This window comes from Thermopetrobacter sp. TC1 (assembly GCF_000746275.1).
GTDB lineage: Bacteria > Pseudomonadota > Alphaproteobacteria > Rhizobiales > Aestuariivirgaceae > Thermopetrobacter.
In genome coordinates this window covers 126,020-143,982 of record NZ_KN050830.1, presented here as the reverse complement: position 1 = coordinate 143,982, position 17,963 = coordinate 126,020, and the positions used below count along the sequence as shown (strand labels likewise).

General features: G+C 62.6%; 10 protein-coding genes and 1 pseudogene. 7 read left to right on the top strand and 4 right to left on the bottom strand.

The annotated features are described in order from the left end of the window. Positions 1-76 precede the first annotated feature (76 nt). The 7 genes and pseudogenes from EK16_RS10115 to EK16_RS10085 all read left to right on the top strand — a co-directional run bounded on the left by EK16_RS10115 (position 77) and on the right by EK16_RS10085 (position 12,436). Positions 77-904: an enoyl-CoA hydratase gene (locus EK16_RS10115; protein ID WP_051929242.1), complete on the top strand. Its 828-nt coding sequence runs from the start codon at positions 77-79 to the stop codon at positions 902-904. A 59-nt stretch (positions 905-963) separates the two neighbouring features. After that, positions 964-1,419: pseudogene (locus EK16_RS10110) on the top strand (CoA-binding protein); the annotation flags it as partial. A 1,313-nt stretch (positions 1,420-2,732) separates the two neighbouring features. Further along, entirely contained in the window at positions 2,733-5,177 is a 2,445-nt protein-coding gene (locus EK16_RS10105; protein ID WP_156098572.1) for a PAS domain-containing sensor histidine kinase, read from the top strand. Between the two features lie 329 nt (positions 5,178-5,506). Then, positions 5,507-6,985 carry a Do family serine endopeptidase gene (locus tag EK16_RS10100; protein ID WP_231573669.1) on the top strand — a complete coding sequence of 493 codons (1,479 nt, stop codon included), beginning with the start codon at positions 5,507-5,509 and terminating at the stop codon, positions 6,983-6,985. A gap of 310 nt (positions 6,986-7,295) precedes the next feature. Then, positions 7,296-7,970 carry a response regulator transcription factor gene (locus tag EK16_RS10095; protein ID WP_051929239.1) on the top strand — a complete coding sequence of 225 codons (675 nt, stop codon included), beginning with the start codon at positions 7,296-7,298 and terminating at the stop codon, positions 7,968-7,970. A gap of 1 nt (position 7,971) precedes the next feature. After that, positions 7,972-9,369 carry a sensor histidine kinase gene (locus EK16_RS10090; RefSeq protein ID WP_038036747.1) on the top strand — a complete coding sequence of 466 codons (1,398 nt, stop codon included), beginning with the start codon at positions 7,972-7,974 and terminating at the stop codon, positions 9,367-9,369. 118 nt (positions 9,370-9,487) lie between these two features. Further along, complete coding sequence (locus EK16_RS10085; protein WP_081910474.1) at positions 9,488-12,436, top strand: bifunctional [glutamine synthetase] adenylyltransferase/[glutamine synthetase]-adenylyl-L-tyrosine phosphorylase; 2,949 nt, start codon at positions 9,488-9,490, stop codon at positions 12,434-12,436. Positions 12,437-13,346: 910 nt separating this feature from the next. Here the strand turns inward: EK16_RS10085 and EK16_RS10080 are convergent. The 4 genes from EK16_RS10080 to ccmI all read right to left on the bottom strand — a co-directional run bounded on the left by EK16_RS10080 (position 13,347) and on the right by ccmI (position 17,612). Beyond that, positions 13,347-13,853 carry a cytochrome c-type biogenesis protein gene (locus tag EK16_RS10080; protein WP_038036740.1) on the bottom strand — a complete coding sequence of 169 codons (507 nt, stop codon included), beginning with the start codon at positions 13,851-13,853 and terminating at the stop codon, positions 13,347-13,349. A 13-nt stretch (positions 13,854-13,866) separates the two neighbouring features. Next, positions 13,867-15,858 carry a heme lyase CcmF/NrfE family subunit gene (locus tag EK16_RS10075; RefSeq protein ID WP_038036737.1) on the bottom strand — a complete coding sequence of 664 codons (1,992 nt, stop codon included), beginning with the start codon at positions 15,856-15,858 and terminating at the stop codon, positions 13,867-13,869. Then, complete coding sequence (gene ccmE / locus EK16_RS10070; protein WP_038036735.1) at positions 15,855-16,346, bottom strand: cytochrome c maturation protein CcmE; 492 nt, start codon at positions 16,344-16,346, stop codon at positions 15,855-15,857. Before ccmE ends, EK16_RS10075 begins: the two co-directional genes overlap by 4 nt. Positions 16,347-16,409: 63 nt before the next feature. After that, positions 16,410-17,612: a c-type cytochrome biogenesis protein CcmI gene (gene ccmI / locus EK16_RS10065; RefSeq protein ID WP_051929238.1), complete on the bottom strand. Its 1,203-nt coding sequence runs from the start codon at positions 17,610-17,612 to the stop codon at positions 16,410-16,412. Positions 17,613-17,963 lie beyond the last annotated feature (351 nt).

The following is a 17,963-nucleotide window of genomic DNA, read 5'->3' as shown; positions in this document are numbered from 1 at the left end:
AAGGGCATTGGATGCGTGTTTCATGGGCTGTGGTCCGGGCGGCGGTTTGCCGTGAGGGAGGGAGGAGGATCAGGTCATGAGCGAACGGACGGAAAAGGCCCCGGCAGGGGATGAGGCGCTCGTTGTCAGCGAGGATGTGGAGGGCGGCATTCGGCGGCTGATCCTCAATGCGCCTGAGCGTTACAATGCGCTGTCCCTGGCGATGATTGAGGCCCTGGATGATGCCTTCTCTCAGGCCTTTGCCGATAACAGCGTGCGCGCAATCGTGCTGGCGGCGCGGGGCAAGGGGTTCTGCGCCGGTCATGATCTGAAGGAGATCCATGCCCATCGCGCCGATGCCGATGGCGGCAAGGCCTTTTTCATCCGCCTGTTCGACCGCTGCACGGAGATGATGGAGGCCATGCGCGCAGGGCCGAAGATCATCATCGCCGAGGTGCAGGGCGTGGCGGCGGCGGCCGGAGCGCAGCTCGTGGCCAGCTGCGACATCGTGCTGGCGGCGGAGACGGCGCGCTTTGGCGTGAACGGCATCAACGCCGGGCTGTTCTGCTCAACGCCCATGGTGCCGCTTTCCCGCGACATCGGCCGCAAGAAGGCGCTGGAGCTTTTGGTGACGGGCCGGCTGATGCCGGCGGCGGAGGCCGAAAGGGCGGGGCTTGTCAATCATGTGGTGGCGCCGGAGAACCTCAGGGAAGAGACGCTGGCCCTGGCCCGTCGCATTGCCGCGCAGTCGGCGAAAGTGGTGGCGCTGGGCAAGCATGCCTTCTACCGTCAGCTGGAGATGTCGCTTGAGGATGCCTATGCCTATACGCGCGGTGTCATCGTGGAAAACCTGATGCTGCAGGACGCGGTGGAAGGGATCTGCGCCTTTGTTGAGAAACGCAAGCCTGAATGGCGTGATGCCTGATGCGCCCGGTGCGCGAGGGATCTTCTTAGCGGTATTTGCGGGAAAAACGGATGGGATGCATGGCGGCGGATGGGCCGGATGGGATGAATGGACCGGATGCTCAGGTGAATGACGCAACACTGCGCCACGTTCTGAACAGCGTGCGCACGATTGCCCTGGTGGGCGCCTCGGCGAAACCGGAGCGGCCGGCGCACATGGTGCAGCACTTCCTGCAGGAAAAGGGTTATCTGGTCTTTCCGGTCAATCCCGGACTGGCGGGGGGCGAACTGCTCGGCGCGCCGGTGTTCGCCCGGCTGGCGGAGATCCCTGAGCCGGTGGACATGGTGGACATCTTCCGCAACAGCGCGGCGGCGGGAAAGGTGGTGGATGAGGCGCTTTCGCTTGTTCCCCGGCCGAAGGTGATCTGGATGCAGATCGGCGTGATCAACGAAGAGGCGGCAGAGCGCGCCCGCGCGGCGGGCCTGACCGTGATCATGAACCGCTGCCCGAAAATCGAATACGCCCGGCTCTTCGGCTGAGATTCACGTGGCATATGGCTTAGGGCCTTTTTGCGGGCGAATGCCATCGCTCACCGCCGGATGGATATTCATATCCTTCCGGGAGGCTTCGGCGGGGTTGAAAAACCCGCCTTAGGCAGGAATGGCAGGGCACACTATACGACACAACGGTACCATCTTTCTCGTCACCCCGTAGATCAGCCCAGTCGTGTCCAACTAAATTGCTTTGTGTGTTGCGAATGATTTTCGCTGCGAAGAGCGTGATTAGTCACATGCTACGCAGATGCCTTTATCTAGGCATTCTTTCCCACCCTTGCCCAAACTTGGAAGGTTGTTATTTTTGTATTGAGTATCAACTACTTACGTCATACCCGGGTTTGTCCCGGGTATCCAGGGGCGGTTTAAGCATGTGGTGATGGCAGTCAGGAACGGTTCTTCCAAGTTTAAGACTTATCGCCGGAAGGATGTTGTACATCCTTCCGGAACGTTTCGGCGGGGTATATTACCCCACCATTCATGCCTTAGGCGGGGTTTACAACCCCGCCAAAATGTTCCGGAACGGGATACAATCCCGTTCCGGCATTTTATATCTATACGACACAAATCAATCCTTCTGGCGGGTGCCATCGCCCACCAAAACTGCATCGTCCATGGCCCTGGATTGCCGGGAAAAGGCCCGGCAATGACGTTTTATTCTGCAAAATCAATGTCTTAATAGCTATCTCATCTTTTGTTGCAAGGGAAGGCGTGAGTTGGGTTTTCGCAAACTCCCCCACTGCGTCATCGGCCTTATCTTGTTTTGGTTGTTTTTAAGGAGGGCTGGCCTGAAGGATGCATGGTCTCAATCCTCCCCCTGATAGGGGGAGGTCGGCGCGAAGCGCCGGGAGGGGGTCGGGCCGCAAGCGCAGAGTCAAGTTGCCCGACCCCCTCCCCGTCCCTCCCCCTACCAGGGGGAGGGGGTAAAGTGGTGCTTCATGGGTGAAAAGAATATCAAGGGCAACTGGGTTTCTGATGTTTTATTTTTAGATTCAATGCTTTAACAATCATCTTATTCCTTGTTGCAAGGGAAGGCGTGAGTTGGGTTTTCGCCCATTCCCCCACTGCGTCATCAATCGGTTTTTGGTGATTGGAACGAATAAGGAACTGTCAGAATTCTGCAACATCGTTTCGGATGCGCAACCGTTACGCAGCCGATTCGATGCGAATCCCTGCGGGGGTTGCGCGGGGTGATGGCATGCGCTCTGGACATGCGGCCAAGGCTTTGAATCAATGAAGCTTGCTTGGGCTCGCAAATGCGAACGGGGATAACGGGGGCGTAACGGGGCAGACGCATGTCATCAGGCCATGGGTCAGACAGGTCCGGCACCGGCCCCAGCGGCCGGACGAGGGCCTCTGCCCTGCTTGCGTCTGCCGATCTTCAGGGCGCCTGTATCGGCGAGCCGGTCACGACAGGGGGCAAGACGGTGCCGAAAGGCGGCCTGGAAACACTCTTCGTCCGGGATCATGCCGGCCAGGGCAGCCAAGCCGTGCGGCGGCTGCTGGCCGTGCTGGATCAGCGGCATGTGCGCCTTGCGCTCAATGCCGTCACGCTTCTGTTCGTGACGCTTCTGTTCACCGGCCTTGCCGTGCATCTTTACACCCTGCGCAATGCAACGATTTCCGCCGCCACGGAAAGAACCAACCATCACCTGCAGATCGCGGCGCTGAAGCTGAAGGACATCATCGGCGGCAAGAGCGACACCTGGCGCATGCCCACCGACATTGACCTGCAGGTGGCACTGTCGAAAGACGCGCTCGCTCAGGGCCGTATCTTCGCGTTGATCGATGCGCATGCGCGCATTCTGGCCAGCGTGCCCGCCGGGCAGCGGAAGCTGGCGCAGGTCCTGCTTGCTCAGGATGCACAGGCCACAGGCGGCACCGCAGGCTTTGCGGCCGCGTCCTTCACGAAGAAAAGCGGCACGCACGATGCGATGACGCCCAAGGCGAAAACCGTGGCCTTGCCCGAGGGGCGGGCCCTGATCGTGGCGGCGGCGGAGGTGCCGCCCTGGCAGGGGCGGCTTGTGGTCATTCAGCCGGTGGATGCGGCCCTGGCCGACTGGCGGCGCACGGCCTGGGCCCTGGGCGTGCCCTTCGGTCTGGCCGGCATTGCGCTGATCACGCTGATGCTGGCCATGAACTGGTATGCCGACCGGGCACGGGCGGGAGAGGCGGCGCTGGCCTCGGCCACGGCGCGGCTGGATGCGGCGCTGGATCACGGGCGCTGCGGCCTGTGGGACTGGGATCTGGCGCGGGGCCGCATCTTCTGGTCGCGCTCCATGTACGCCATGCTCGGCCTGCCGCAGAGCGGGGAATATCTCTCCTATGGCGAGATCGCCAGCCGCCAGCATCCCGAGGAGGCGCCCATCGCTGAGCTGGCTGAAAATCTGCTGCGCAGCGGCAGCACCAGCTTCGATCACGAATTCAGGCTGCAGGACGCCAAGGGACACTGGATCTGGCTTCGGGCGCGCGGGGCCCTGGTGCATGATCCGGCGGACGGCACGCCGCGTCTTGTGGGCATTGCCATTGACATCACCGATCAGAAGCGGGCAGCCAGGGCCTCCAAGGAAGCGGAGCACAGGCTGCGTGAGGCGATTGAGGCCATCTCCGAATCCTTTGTGTTGTGGGATGCCGACAGCCGCCTGGTCATGTGCAATTCCAAATATCAGCAGTTTCATTCGCTGCCGGCGTCTGTGTGCGTGCCAGGCACGCCCTATGAGGAGGTGATGAAGGCGGCGAAAAAGCCGCGGGTGAAGAAGCGCCAGTCCATTCACGTGGATGAAAACGGCGAGGAGGTGGTGGCGGAAGTGCAGCTGGATGACGGGCGTTGGTTGCAGATCAACGAGCGGCGCATCCGCGACCGTGGCTTTGTCTCCGTCGGCACCGACATCACCGAGCTGAAGCGCCAGCAGGAGCGGCTGGAACGCTCGGAAGCGGAGCTGCGCGCCACCGTGGAGGCGCTGGAGCGCTCGCGGCTGGAGCTGGAGCAGAAGCGGCACCGCCTCATCGAACTGGTGCACAAGTACATCAGCGAGAAGGAACGGGCGGAGGCGGCCTCGCGCGCCAAGTCGGAATTCCTGGCCAGCATGAGCCACGAATTGCGCACGCCGCTCAATCCGATCATCGGCTTTGCCGAGATGATGCTGATGGAGACCTTCGGGCCGCTGCAGGAGAAATACAAGGAATACGTGGCGGACATTCACAAGTCGGCCCAGCACATGTTCGAGCTGATCGAGGATATCCTGCAGATGTCGCGCATCGAGGCCGGCAAGGTGAAGCTGGAGGTGCGCCAGGCGGACGTGGCCGATATCCTGCGCGAGTGTGCGCAGCTGATGCAGAACGAGGCCAGCGGCAAGGGGCTGGCGCTTGAAGTGGAAGCGCCGGCATCGCTGCCGGCGGTGGTCGATCCGCTCAAGATCAAGCAGGTGGTGCTCAATCTGCTCTCCAACGCCATCAAGTTCACCGATGCGGGCGAAGTGCGCCTGAAAGCCTGGAAGGAAGACCGCACCATCTGCTTTGAAGTAAGCGATACCGGCAGCGGCATTCCGTCGGAATATCTGGACAAGCTCGGCCAGCCCTTCGTGCAGGCGGCGAATCAGTATTCCCGGGCCAAGGGCGGTTCGGGCCTGGGGCTGGCCATTTCGCGCTCGCTGGTGGAGCTGCATGGCGGCACGCTGGAAATCGAAAGCGTGGAGGGCGAGGGAACCACGGTCACCGTACGGTTGCCCAGCGCCATGTGACGAACGCAGGCAAAAGACGGCGCTTCATCCTCCCTTGTTCCCCCTCTTTCGCAAAAAACCCGGCCAGGGCATGCGGCTTAAGGGGCCTTTCTCAAAAAAATCAGGCGGAATCCCCGGGGCTTACGAAGAATTCATGCGGGCGTCATGGTCTCGTAAGCCGCCCTTTCCTATCTACATCGGCGAACGGGGGGCAGCGCCCCAGGGAATGTGACACTGCGGAGAACACGGCCCCGCCAGGTGGGAGAGATTTCGGGGCCTTCCGCGATGAAGGAATTGATGGAGTGCAAGCAGCAATGATGCGGACAAGAGAAAAAGGACGCACCGGCAGGATGAAACGCTCGCTCATGGCCCTGGTCATGGCGGGTGCGCTTTCGGCCACCGCCCTTGGCGGCCTTGCCGGAAGCTCCGTGTTCATGGCCGTGCCGGCGCAGGCAAAGAGCGTGGCTCCGGCGCAGGGCTTTGCCGACCTTGTCGAGAAGGTGATGCCGGCGGTGGTGTCGGTGGAAGTGGAATACCAGCCGGTGGCGGGCGAGGATGCCCGCGAGATGATGCGGAAGATGCCGGGGCTGGACCGGCTGCCGCCGGAGTTTCGCAAGTTCTTCGAGGACTTTGGCCTGGACCGCTTCGGCTTTCACAAGCGCTTTCCGCGCATGCGGCCCGGCAAGTCGGTGGGATCGGGCTTCTTCATCTCGCCGGACGGCTATGTGGTGACCAACAACCACGTGGTGAAAAACGCCTCGGTGGTGAAGATCAAGACCAATGACGGCAAGACCTACACCGCCAAGGTGGTGGGAACCGATCCCAAGACCGACCTGGCCCTGCTGAAGGTGGATGCCAAGGGCAAGACCTTTCCTTACGTGGAGTTTGCGGAAAAGGATCCGCGCGTTGGCGACTGGGTGGTCGCGGTGGGCAATCCCTTCGGGTTCGGCGGCACCGTGACCACGGGCATCGTCTCGGCCAAGGGCCGTCAGATCGGCGCGGGGCCCTATGACGACTTCCTGCAGATCGATGCGCCGATCAACAAGGGCAATTCCGGCGGGCCGGCCTTCAATCTCGAAGGCAAGGTGGTTGGCGTGAACACGGCCATCTTCTCGCCCACGGGCGGCTCTGTCGGCATCGGCTTTGCCATTCCCGCCTCCGTGGCCAAGGAAGTGATCATGGATCTGAAGACCAAGGGCCGGGTCACGCGGGGCTGGCTTGGCGTGCAGATCCAGAAGGTGACGCCCGATATCGCCGAGAGCCTCGGCCTTGACGAGCCCAAGGGCGCGATCGTGGTGAAGGTCACCGAGGATTCGCCTGCCAAGCGGGCCGGCTTCAAGGTGGGCGACACGGTGCTGGAGGTGAACGGCAAGACCGTGAAGGGCCCGCGCGATCTGGCACGCAAGATCGCTCACATCACCCCGGGCGAGACGGCCAGGATCGTGGTGCTGCGCGATGGCGCCCGCAAGACCCTGACCGTGAAGATCGGCCAGATGCCGAGCGATGAGAAGATCGCCAAGGCCTTCGGCGAGAAGAAGGCCGAGCCCGCTTCCGTTGAAGCTCTGGGCTTGAAGCTGAAGACCGCCGATGACGGTCAGGGCGTGATGATCACCGCCGTTGCCCCCGGCTCGCAGGCGGAGAAGAAGGGGCTGAAGCCCGGCGACATCATCACCGAGGTGGCCGGTATCGAAGTGGACAGCCCCGAGGCCGTGAAGGCGGCCATCGCCAAGGCGGTGAAGAAGGGCAAGAAGGCGGTGCTGTTCCTGGTGCGCTCCGGGGATGTGCAGCGCTTCGTGGCCCTGTCCACCAAGAGCGGGAAGAAGGGCTGATCACAGCGCGGCGATGACAGCTCAGGATAGCCGCAACATCCCGTAAGCGGAGGCATCATCCCTGGCAGTCCCCTCCCCTTCCCTCATGATGTCCCCGCACTTGGGCGGCCCGCCCCGCGAACATGACATGCGCGGCGGGCCGCCGCTTTTTCAGGCGACGGCCGGAAACGGCCCGGGAGGCAGGAAGGCGACAGGCGGCTGTATCTTCGCCGGGGAACGCCTATATAGGCTGTTGAATACGACAGGCTGTTGAACACGTAAGCGTTTCTGGCCGATCATAAAGGACGGAATCAACGAGACGAGGCTGCTCATGCACATCCTGATCATCGAGGACGACAAGGAAGCGGCCGGATGGCTGATGAAGGGCCTGCGCGAAGCCGGCCATGTCACCGATCTCGCCGTGGATGGCGAGGAGGGCCTGAACATGGCCCGCAACGGCGATTATGACGTGCTGATCATCGATCGCATGCTGCCGAAGATGGACGGCCTCACCCTGCTGAAGACCCTGCGCAAGGAAGGCAACCAAACGCCGGCGCTGTTCCTTTCCGCGCTGGGCGAGGTGGACGACAAGGTGGAAGGCCTGCGTGCCGGCGGCGATGACTATATCGCCAAGCCCTATGCCTTCTCCGAACTTCTGGCGCGGGTGGAGGTTCTGGGCCGGCGCAAGACGGCGGAGCCGGTGCAGACGCGGCTGAAGGTGGGCGATCTGGAAATGGATCTCTTAAAGCGGCGGGTGACGCGCGCGGGCAAGGAGATCCAGCTGCAGCCGCGGGAGTTCAAGCTGCTGGAATACCTGATGCGGCACGCGGGCAATGTGGTGACACGCACCATGCTGCTGGAAAACGTCTGGGACTATCACTTCGATCCCCAGACGAACGTGATCGACGTGCACATCTCGCGGCTGCGCGGCAAGATCGACAAGGAATTCGACAAGCCGCTGCTGCATACCGTGCGCGGCGCCGGCTACATGCTGCGGGCGGACTGAATTGCCGCGGGCGCGCTGGACATTCCGGCTTCTCAAGACCAGCACCTTCCGGCTGGCGGCGGTTTATCTCGTCGTCTTCGCCATCTCGGTGGGGGCGGTGCTCGGCTATGTCTACTGGCAGACGCTGAAGCTGCTCGATGAACAGGCGGACGAGACCATCGCCGCGGAGGTGCAGGGCATTGCCGAGCAATATGCGCTCAACGGCACGCCGGGCGTGCTGGCGGTTATCAAGAACCGCACGCGGCTGGATACCGGCGGGCTCTATCTGCTGGCCACGCCCGTGGGCAAGCGCCTGGGCGGCAATCTCAAGAGCCTGCCGGCCAACGTGCTGAACAATGAGCCGGGCTGGATCGAATTCGCCTATGTGGTGGAAACGCCCCGCGGCCTGACCGAACACAAGGCCCGCGGGTTCTACACGCGGCTGGAAGGAGGCTATCACCTTCTCGTCGGGCGTGACATCCAGGAGCTGCGGCAGTTCGGCAAGATCATCCGCAACACGCTCATCTGGGCGCTGGGGCTGACGGCCATTCTCGGCATCGGCGGTGGATTGCTGCTTTCCCGAAACTTCCTGCGGCGCATCGACGCCATCACGGCAACGGTGCGCGCCATCCGTTCGGGCCGCATGTCCGACCGCGTGCCGCTTGAAGGATCGGGAGACGAGCTGGACCGGCTGGCGGCGGCGCTCAATGACATGCTCGATGAAATCGAGCGGCTGATGCGGGGGATGAAGGAGGTTTCCTCCAATATCGCCCATGATCTGCGCACGCCGCTCAATCGCCTGCGGGCGCAGGCGGAGGACGCCCTGCGCTCCGACGATCCGGCCGAACACAGGCGGGCGCTGGAGGCCACCATCGAACACGCCGACAATCTGCTGAAAACCTTCAACGCCCTGCTGTTCATCGCCCGCGCCGAGGCCGGACAGGCCGCGGCCGGTTTTTCCGAGCTGGATGCGGCGGAAGTGGTGCGGGAGATCGGCGAGCTGTATCAGCCCATCGTGGAGGACGAGGGCGGAAGCCTGAAGATGACCGCACCGGAGACCTTGCGCATGCGCGGAGACAGGCAGCTGATCGCGCAGGCCCTGGTCAACCTGCTGGACAACGCCCTGAAATACGGCCGCCGGGATGACGAACCGCCGCAGATCACCATCGGCGCCGAAGTCTGCGATGGCCATATCTGCCTTTTTGTCGCCGACAGGGGGCCGGGCATTCCGGAAAGCGAGACCGAACATGTCAAGGATCGCTTCGTGCGTCTTGACGAATCACGATCGGCGCCCGGTTCCGGGCTGGGGTTGTCTCTGGTTACGTCCATTGCGCGGCTGCATGGCGGCGAACTGATCCTGCGGGACAACAAACCCGGCCTGCGTGCCATTCTGAAACTGCCAAGGGACGGAAAAACCTGACATTTTCGCCTTTGCCCCCTTTTGAAGAACGGCTGCGGACAGCGTGCTTTTCCGCCCATGATTACACGCGCAATCCGTGTGGTTGCGTTGTATCGCTTTGGCGCTACTGTCCCAAGGCATGGCTGGGGTCATTCACAACATGTACATGCCCCTGCCGCCACCTGCCGACCGGGAGCGGGCGGATGCGGGCATGAGCCAACTGGCGGCGTGCGCACCAAAGCTGGCCGCGCTTGCCGAAGAGGATCGGCGTGTGCGCAATCTGCTGCGCGCGGTTTTCGGCGCCTCGCCCTTTCTTTCGCGCATCATTCTCACCGAGGCCGACTTTGCCACGGCTTGTTTTCAAACGCCTCCGGAAGAGCTCCTCGCCTCTCTGCTTAAACAGACGCAAGCCCTGGCAACAACTGGGGGCGAAGCGGCGCAGGAGGCCGCTTCTGCAGCGACTGAAGAGGTCATGGCTCGCCTGCGCCAGATCCGCCGGCGGGTTGCCCTTCTGGTGGCGCTTGCCGATCTTGCCGATGCCTGGACCCTTGAGGAGGTCATGGCGGCGCTGACGCGTTTTGCCGATGCGGCCGTTTCCGCGGCGCTGCGCGATGCCCTCCGCACGCAAGTGCGCGCCGGAAAACTGCGCGATGCGGATCCCGAGCGCTGCGGAATCACGGTTCTGGCCATGGGCAAGATGGGTGCGGAAGAGCTCAATTATTCTTCCGACATCGACCTCATCGTCCTTTTCGATGCTGCGCGCATGCCGCTTCACGAGGAAACGGAGGCCCAGAAGGTGGCCGTGCGCATCGTGCGGCAGATGGTGCGCACCCTATCGGAGATCACGGCGGAGGGTTATGTCTTCCGCACGGACCTGCGCCTGCGGCCCGATCCCGGCTCCACGCAGGTGGCCATTTCCGTGGAGGCGGCGCTGACCTATTACGCCAGCCTCGGCCAGAACTGGGAGCGGGCGGCGATGATCAAGGCGCGGCCGGCGGCCGGAGACATCGCGCTCAGCGAGATGTTTCTTGAGGAGCTCTCGCCCTGGATCTGGCGCAAGTATCTGGATTTTGACGCCATCGCCGACGTGGCCGCCCTGAAACGCCAGATCCATGCGGTGAAAGGGCACGGGCGACTGGCCGTGGCCGGGCACAACATCAAGGTGGGGCGCGGCGGCATTCGCGAGATCGAATTCTTCGTGCAGACGCAGCAGCTCATCGCCGGCGGGCGCAACCCGAAACTGCGCGGCCGCAAGACCCTTGAAATGCTTCAGGCCCTGGCCGAAGCCGGCTGGATCACGGAGGACGTGGCGCAGGAGATGGAAAAGGCCTATCGCTATCTGCGCCATGTCGAGCATCGCCTGCAGATGCTGCAGGATCAGCAGACCCAGACCCTGCCCACCAGCGAGGAGGCGCTGGAGGTCCTGGCGCGGTTCTGCGGCCATGGCGGGCGGGAGGACTTTTCCGCCACGCTGCTGAAACACATGGAGACCGTCCAGAAACATTACGCCGCGCTGTTTGAGGATACGGGCGCGCTGGCGGTGGAGGACGGCTCGCTTGTGTTCACCGGCGCCGACGATGATGCGGAAACGCTCAAGACCCTGCAGCGCATGGGTTTTCAGGATCCGAAGCGGGCCTCAAGCATCATCCGCGGCTGGCATTATGGCCGCTACCGGGCCATGCGCTCGGAACGGGCCCGCGAACGGCTCACGGAGATCACGCCGATCCTGCTCAAGGCGCTCTCACGGGCGGGCGATCCGGATGCGGGGCTTGTGGCCTTCGACCATTTTCTGGAAGGGCTGCCCACCGGCGTGCAGCTCTTCTCCATGCTCAAGGCCAATCCGCACCTGATGGACCTGCTGGTGACGATCCTGGCCACGGCACCGTTGCTGGCAGAAGAGCTGGCGCGGCGGCCGCGCCTGTTCGACGTGGTGCTGGATGGCGACTTTCTGGCGCCCTTTCCGGACCGGGCAGGGTATCTCTCCATGATCGAGCGTGCGGTTCCGGAATCGGCCGCGTTCGAGGATGTTCTCGACCTTGCCCGCATTTTCGCCTCCGAGCAGAAATTCCGCATCGGGGTGCGCCTGATTTCCGAGACCGCCTCGCCACAGGAGGCCTCCCGCGCCTATTCGGCGCTGGCCGATGCCGTGATTGCGCGCATGCTGCGGGCGGTGTGGAAGGAGATGGCGGCCTCTTTCGGCACGGTGCCAGCGGGCAAGGTGGCCATCATCGCCATGGGCAAGCTCGGCGGGCAGGAAATGACGGCCACCTCCGATCTCGATCTGATCGTGGTTTATGACCATGCGCCGGATGCAACGCAGAGCACGGGCGGCAGGCGCACGCTGGCGAGCGGCCAGTGGTTTTCGCGACTGACACAAAGGCTGGTCTCCGCCCTTTCGGCGCCGACGGCGCACGGCATTCTCTATGAGGTGGACATGCGGCTGCGCCCTTCCGGCTCGCAGGGACCGGTGGCCACGCATATCGAAAGTTTCCGGCGCTATCACGAGGAGCACGCCTGGACCTGGGAGCATCTGGCCCTGACACGGGCACGGGTCATCGCCGGAGATGAGGCCCTCAGCCGGGAGATTGAGGCCATCGTGAAAAAGACGCTTACCGCCCCCCGGGATGAAAAGACCCTGTTTGCCGATGTTCTCGACATGCGCCGGCGCATCCTGAAGGAAAAGCCGCCGCGCTCGGTGTGGGATGTCAAGCTGGCTAAAGGCGGGCTTATCGACATTGAGTTCATCGCCCAGAGCCTGCAGCTTCTGCATGCCGCCCAGCATGCCGGGATCCTGCATCAGAACACGGGGGAAGCCCTCACCGCCCTGCACGAAGCCGCCATCCTGGATACGCAGGACTACGGGCAGCTTTTGGATGCCTGGCGCGTCTATCATCACGTCATGCACATCCTGCGGCTGTGCGTGCGGGAAGGCTTTGACGGACAGAACGCACCGGAAGGGCTGCAACGGCTGCTGGCCAATGCCACGGAGACGGCCGATCTGGCCGGAGCAGAAGCGCGCCTGACGGAGCTTGAAAAGGCCACGGCCGGCATCTTCGAACGCCGCATCGGCGCCCTCCCGGCCGTCTGATCAGAGACCATTCCCCGCCGGCATTACGGCGATGAGACTGTAGCGGCCATCCCAACACTGTTCCATTCAATTCCTCTGTGTGTTGCGCGTGGTTTTCACCATGAAGAGTGTGATTAATCACATGCTATGCAGCTGCCTTTTTCAGAGCATTTCTCCCCTTACCTAACCTTAGGGGGTGATATTTCTTATGGAAGTTCAACTTGTTACGTCATACCCGGACATGTCCTGCATACTATACGACACTTATACCGTCATACCGGCGAAAGCCGGTATCTCAGGCCATTGACTCATGCGTTTGTGGCCCGAGACCCCGGCTTTCGCCGGGGTGACGAGTAAGAAGGCAGCGTAGTGTGCTTGTCCCGGGTATCCAGGGGCGGTTTGCTCATGCGGTGATGTCAGTCAGAAATGGTTCTTACGGGCTCAAGCTCTTACTGCCGGAAGGATATTTTATATCCTTCCGGAACAGTTCAGCGGGGTTTTAAACCCCGCCAAAACGTTCCGGAACGGGATAAAATCCCGTTCCGGCATTTTATTTTCATACGGCTCAGATCAAGCCTGCTGGTGAGCACCACCGCCCACCAAAAACACCTCAGTTCTTTGGCCCTGGATTGCCGGGACAAGGCCCGGCAATGACGTTTTCTTGTGATTTATCAATGAGTTAATAAACTAACTCCCAACTCATGCATACTACACGACACCCCCATCGTCATACCGGCGAAAGCCGGTATCTCAGGCCATTGACTCATGCGTTTGTGGCCCAAGACCCCGGCTTTCGCCGGGGTGACGAGAAAGATGGAAACGGTGTGTCGTGCAGTGTGCAACTCATGGAAAGTCTTTTTTCCTTGGTCGATTTGGCGGCAACAGCACGTTTCCTGAATTTCCTTGGATATCGATGAGCGGACATCCCGCATCAGGGCGTTTTTGCGGCCGTTTCGCTCTCGGACTTCAGAAGCTCCTGCAGGCGCTTTTTCTCCTCCTCGGTCAGGTCGGCCTCGATGCGGGCGGCGGCTGCGTTCTGCTGCATGCGGCGGCGGGTGTAATAAAGCCCCAGCCCGCCGATGAGGAGCACGATGAACGGCCCCGTCCACAAAAGGAGGGTGTGCAGACCGAAGCGGGGCTTGAGCAGCACGTATTCGCCATACCGGTCCACAAGATATTGCACGGCTTCCTCATCCGTATCCCCCGCCTTGAGGCGCTCACGCAGGAGAATGCGCAGATCGCGGGCGAGATCGGCGTTGGATTCGTCGATGTTCTCGTTCTGACAGACGAGGCAGCGCAGGTTCTTGGAAATCTCCCGGGCGCGTTTTTCCAGAACCGGATCGTCCAGCATCTCGTCTGGATTGACCGCAAAAGAGGCCGAGCCGGTTCCGAAGAAGACGAGCAGGCTCAGAATCAGCGTCATGATCTTCCCGCGCATGGTTCGCCTCCCTTCATTGTGCCGGCTGGGCGCTGGCGGGGATCTTCTGTCTGTCAGGCACGCCGACGCGGAAGCGCCTGTCAAGAAGCGAGGTTATGCCGCCCACCACCATGAACGCCGCGCCCAGCCAGAGGAAATAGACGAACGGATTGAAATAGATGCGCACGACGCGGCCCTTGCTGTCCTTGTCGCCAATGGCCACGTAGAGATCGCCCGTGGGGAAGTACATCAGGCCCACTTCCGTGGTGGGCATGCCGGCGCGGCCGGCAAAGGTGCGTTTCTCCGAGGTGACGATGCCAAGGACGCGGCCATCCTTTTTCACCTGAAAGCGCGCCTGTTCCGCCACATAGTCCGGCCCCCTGACCTTGCTCTCGTCCAGGAAGGTGATCTCAAAACCCGCCAGTTTCAAGGTCTCGCCAGGGCGGGCGGAGGTGATGAGCTCCTGCTTCCAGGTGGAGGAAATGATCGCGCCCATGACCACAAGCCCCACGCCCAGATGCGCCAGCGTCATGCCGAGCATCTGGCCGGGCATGGTCGCCAGGCGCTTGAGCACCACCTTCAGCGGTGCCTTGAACAGCATGGCCCTTTGCAGCATCTCGGCGATGGCGCCCACCACGATCCACACGCCCACACCAATGCCAAGCGCGGCCTTGAAGGCGCGGTGATCCACCCACAGCACCACGAAGAAGGCAACGATCAGCGCCGCCACCGCCGCCACCCACAGCCGTTGCAGGGCGGGCAGCAGATCGGCGCGCTTCCAGGAGAGCATGGGCCCGACGGGAATCAGCAGCAGAAGCGGCATGATGAGAATGCCGAAGGTGAGGTTGAAATAGGGCGCGCCGACGGTGATCTTGCCGCCGCCGGTGACCGCCTCATACACGAGCGGAAAGAGCGTGCCGATGAACACGGCCGCCGTGGCGGCGGACATGAGCAGGTTGTTCACAACAAGCGCGCCTTCCCGCGAGATGGGGGCAAAGGTGCCGCCCGTGCGCAGGGTGTTTGCCCTGATGGCATAGAGAAACAGCGAGCCGCCGATGAAGAAGACGAGCAGCGAGAGAATGAACACGCCGCGCTCCGGATCGACGGCGAAGGCGTGCACCGAGGAGAGAACGCCGGAGCGGACCAGGAAGGTGCCGATGAGCGACAGCGAGAACGAGACGATGGCGAGCAGGACGGTCCACACCTTCAGGGAATTGCGCTTTTCCACGACGATGGCGGAATGCAGCAGGGCAACGCCGGCAAGCCAGGGCATGAAGGAGGCGTTCTCCACCGGATCCCAGAACCACCAGCCGCCCCAGCCAAGCTCATAATAGGCCCACCAGGAGCCCATGGCGATGCCGGCGGTGAGGAACATCCATGCCGCCAGCGTCCAGGGCCGCACCCAGCGGGCCCAGGCGGCATCCACCTTGCCTTCCATCAGCGCGGCGATGGCAAAGGCGAAGGTGACGGAAAAGCCAACATAACCGGCATAGAGCAGTGGCGGATGGGCAGCCAGGGCCGGGTCCTGCAGGATGGGATTGAGCCCCCTGCCCTGCACAGGCGCGCGATCCAGCGGAATGCGCTCAAAGGGGTTGGAGACGGTGACGATATAGAGCAAGAAGCCCACACAGACCGCACCGAGCACGCCAAGGACACGGGCGCGCAGCGAGGCCGGCAGGTTTCCGGAGAAGAGAGCAACGGCGAGGCCATATAGGGTGAGAATGAGCACCCACAGGAGCATGGAGCCCTCGTGATTGCCCCACACGCCCGTGATCTTGTAAAGCAGCGGCTTGTCGGTGTGGGAATTGGCCCAGACGTTGAGCACCGAGAAATCGGACACGACATAGGCATTCACGAGGCTGAGGAAGGATAGCAGCGTGAGCAGGAACAGCACGCCCGCGGCCGGGGCGGCAACGTTCATCAGGCGGGCGCTGCCCACCTGCGCTCCGTAAATGGGCACCACGGTCAGATATATCGCGGTGGCCAGTGCCAGCACGAGGGCGAAATGTCCGAGCTCCACGATCATTGCGTCAGCTCCTTGCCAGCCTTGGCGCCGTCAGCACCATACTCGCCATAGTCCTTCGCGTGTTTCCACAGCCCCTGTTTCTTGAGAGAATCGGCCACCTCGCGCGGCATGTATTTCTCGTCGTGCTTGGCAAGAACCGTGTCGGCCTTGAAGGTCCCGTCCGGCTGTAACACGCCTTCGGCGACCACACCCTGCCCCTCGCGAAAGAGATCGGGCAGTACGCCCTTGTAGGTGACCTTCACGCTCTTGTTGGTATCGGTGACGGCAAAATGGATGATGCCGTTCTCTCCCTGCCGGAACGAGCCCTTCTCCACCAGCCCGCCGAGGCGCAGGCGGGTTCCGGGCTGCACGTTCTTTTCCGCCATTTCCGTCGGCGTATAGAAGAAGACGATGGTATCCCGCAGGGCGTAGAGGATCAGACCCACCGCCAGGCTGAGAAAGGCCATGGCCGAAAGGATCAGTATCAGGCGCTGCTGCTTACGGGTCATCTTGCCTAACTCCCGTCGTCTCCTGCGCAACATTCAGCGGAACGGCCGCCATATTGGCGTCGGTCACAATGCCATGCGTTTCGCCAGATCGTCTATGCGGCGCAAGGCGTTCTCGTCATCGGCGAAAGCCTTGCGCGCCTCCTTCAGCGCCGCCCTCGCCTTGTCCTTCTCGCCCAGAACGCCCCAGGCGCGGATGAGACGCAGCCAGCCCTGCAGATCCTGCGGATTCTCCTTCAGCCGCTCGGCCAGCCCCTCCACCATGGAGCGGATCATGCGCTGCCGCTCCTCTGGCGACATGTTGGCCATGTCCTTCATGCGCTGGCGCACGGCCTCGGGATCCGGTCCCGAGCTGGCCTGAGCGGAGGTGGACGGCGCTGCGGCGGCGCTTTGCTTCTTTTCCCCGTCTTTTTGCTTCAGCGTCTTCTCGATGCGGGTGATCTGGCGTTCGATGACGCGGCGGCCGGAGAAGTCCTGCGGCAGGTCATCAAGAAGCGCCTTCAAGGCGGCGAGGGCCTTTTCGGTCTTTCCCGCCTGCAGGTCGGCCTGGGCGAGGTAGAAGCGGCTCTTGGGATTTTTCGGATCCAGCTTCAGGGCCTCCTCGAAGGACCGGCGCGCCTCCTTGCTGACCTTGCCGCCATCCCTGAAGACGAGGATCTCGCCATACATGTTGTAAAGATCGGGATCGGGCTTTTCGAGGCGGATGAGATTGCGGTAGGCCTCGGCCGCCTCGTTCAGCCGGCCCATGCGCAGATAAACGGGTGCTATGGCGCGCCAGCCCTCCACATCGTCGGGATTGGCGCGCAGGCGTTCCTCCACCTGCCTGACCATGGCGGCAATGTCGCCGCGCTCCGCAGCATGGCGCAGGCGTTCCTTCATGGGCAGGTCCGGCATGCCGGGATGGCCGCGCATGAGATAAAGACCGACGGCAAGCGCCGGCACGAGAACGACAGCGGAAACCACGCCGACGAGCCTGTCGCTGAGGCTGCTGCCGGCCTCCAGGGCTTCCCTGGCCTTCCGCCGCGCCTCATCGGCGGCGAGAATGCGCCGGGCGATGTCGTTGCGCGCCGCCTTGGCCTCTTCGGGCGGTATGAGGCCGTTGGCGATGTCCTCTTCCAGCTCGCGCAGCTGATCCTTGTAAATGGCCAGGTCGTATTCGGCCCGGGCAAGAACGCGCCTGGGATGGCGCAACAGCGGAACGATCAGCGCGAGCACGACAATGGCCAGCACGATCGCGACAGCGAGCCAGAAGGTGGTGTTTGCCGCCATGAGAACCCGGTACTCCCTTGTGCCCGCATCGGGCCTCCTTCCTGCACACGCGCCCGGCCTGAAGCCGGCTGGCAAGCACCCTATTTCATTCGCCAGCCCTCTTCAATGGCCGCGGCATTACGGATGGTTCATGACTCCGTGAGCGGGCAAAGGTTTCCATTCCCCGGCACCGGAAGGCGAAAGCATTCGTCAGCGGACTGGGCTAAAGCCGGATGGCAGCAAAGGCCGCAAGAAGGCCCCTGGCAAAAAAGAAGAGCGGATCCCCGCAGGGACCCGCTCCCGACCTGCCCGCCTCCTGCGACCGGGGGCAACTTGCAGACGACGGGCGGTCAACCGTGATGTTTTCTCTCC

What these genes read in the sequence shown, in the direction of transcription:
- EK16_RS10115 (WP_051929242.1), top strand. Translation starts at nt 77, where the DNA reads ATGAGCGAACGGACGGAAAAGGCCCCGGCAGGGGATGAGGCGCTCGTT.
- EK16_RS10105 (WP_156098572.1), top strand. Translation starts at nt 2,733, where the DNA reads ATGTCATCAGGCCATGGGTCAGACAGGTCCGGCACCGGCCCCAGCGGC.
- EK16_RS10100 (WP_231573669.1), top strand. Translation starts at nt 5,507, where the DNA reads ATGAAACGCTCGCTCATGGCCCTGGTCATGGCGGGTGCGCTTTCGGCC.
- EK16_RS10095 (WP_051929239.1), top strand. Translation starts at nt 7,296, where the DNA reads ATGCACATCCTGATCATCGAGGACGACAAGGAAGCGGCCGGATGGCTG.
- EK16_RS10085 (WP_081910474.1), top strand. Translation starts at nt 9,488, where the DNA reads ATGGCTGGGGTCATTCACAACATGTACATGCCCCTGCCGCCACCTGCC.
- EK16_RS10080 (WP_038036740.1), bottom strand. Translation starts at nt 13,853, where the DNA reads ATGCGCGGGAAGATCATGACGCTGATTCTGAGCCTGCTCGTCTTCTTC.
- EK16_RS10075 (WP_038036737.1), bottom strand. Translation starts at nt 15,858, where the DNA reads ATGATCGTGGAGCTCGGACATTTCGCCCTCGTGCTGGCACTGGCCACC.
- ccmE (WP_038036735.1), bottom strand. Translation starts at nt 16,346, where the DNA reads ATGACCCGTAAGCAGCAGCGCCTGATACTGATCCTTTCGGCCATGGCC.
- ccmI (WP_051929238.1), bottom strand. Translation starts at nt 17,612, where the DNA reads ATGGCGGCAAACACCACCTTCTGGCTCGCTGTCGCGATCGTGCTGGCC.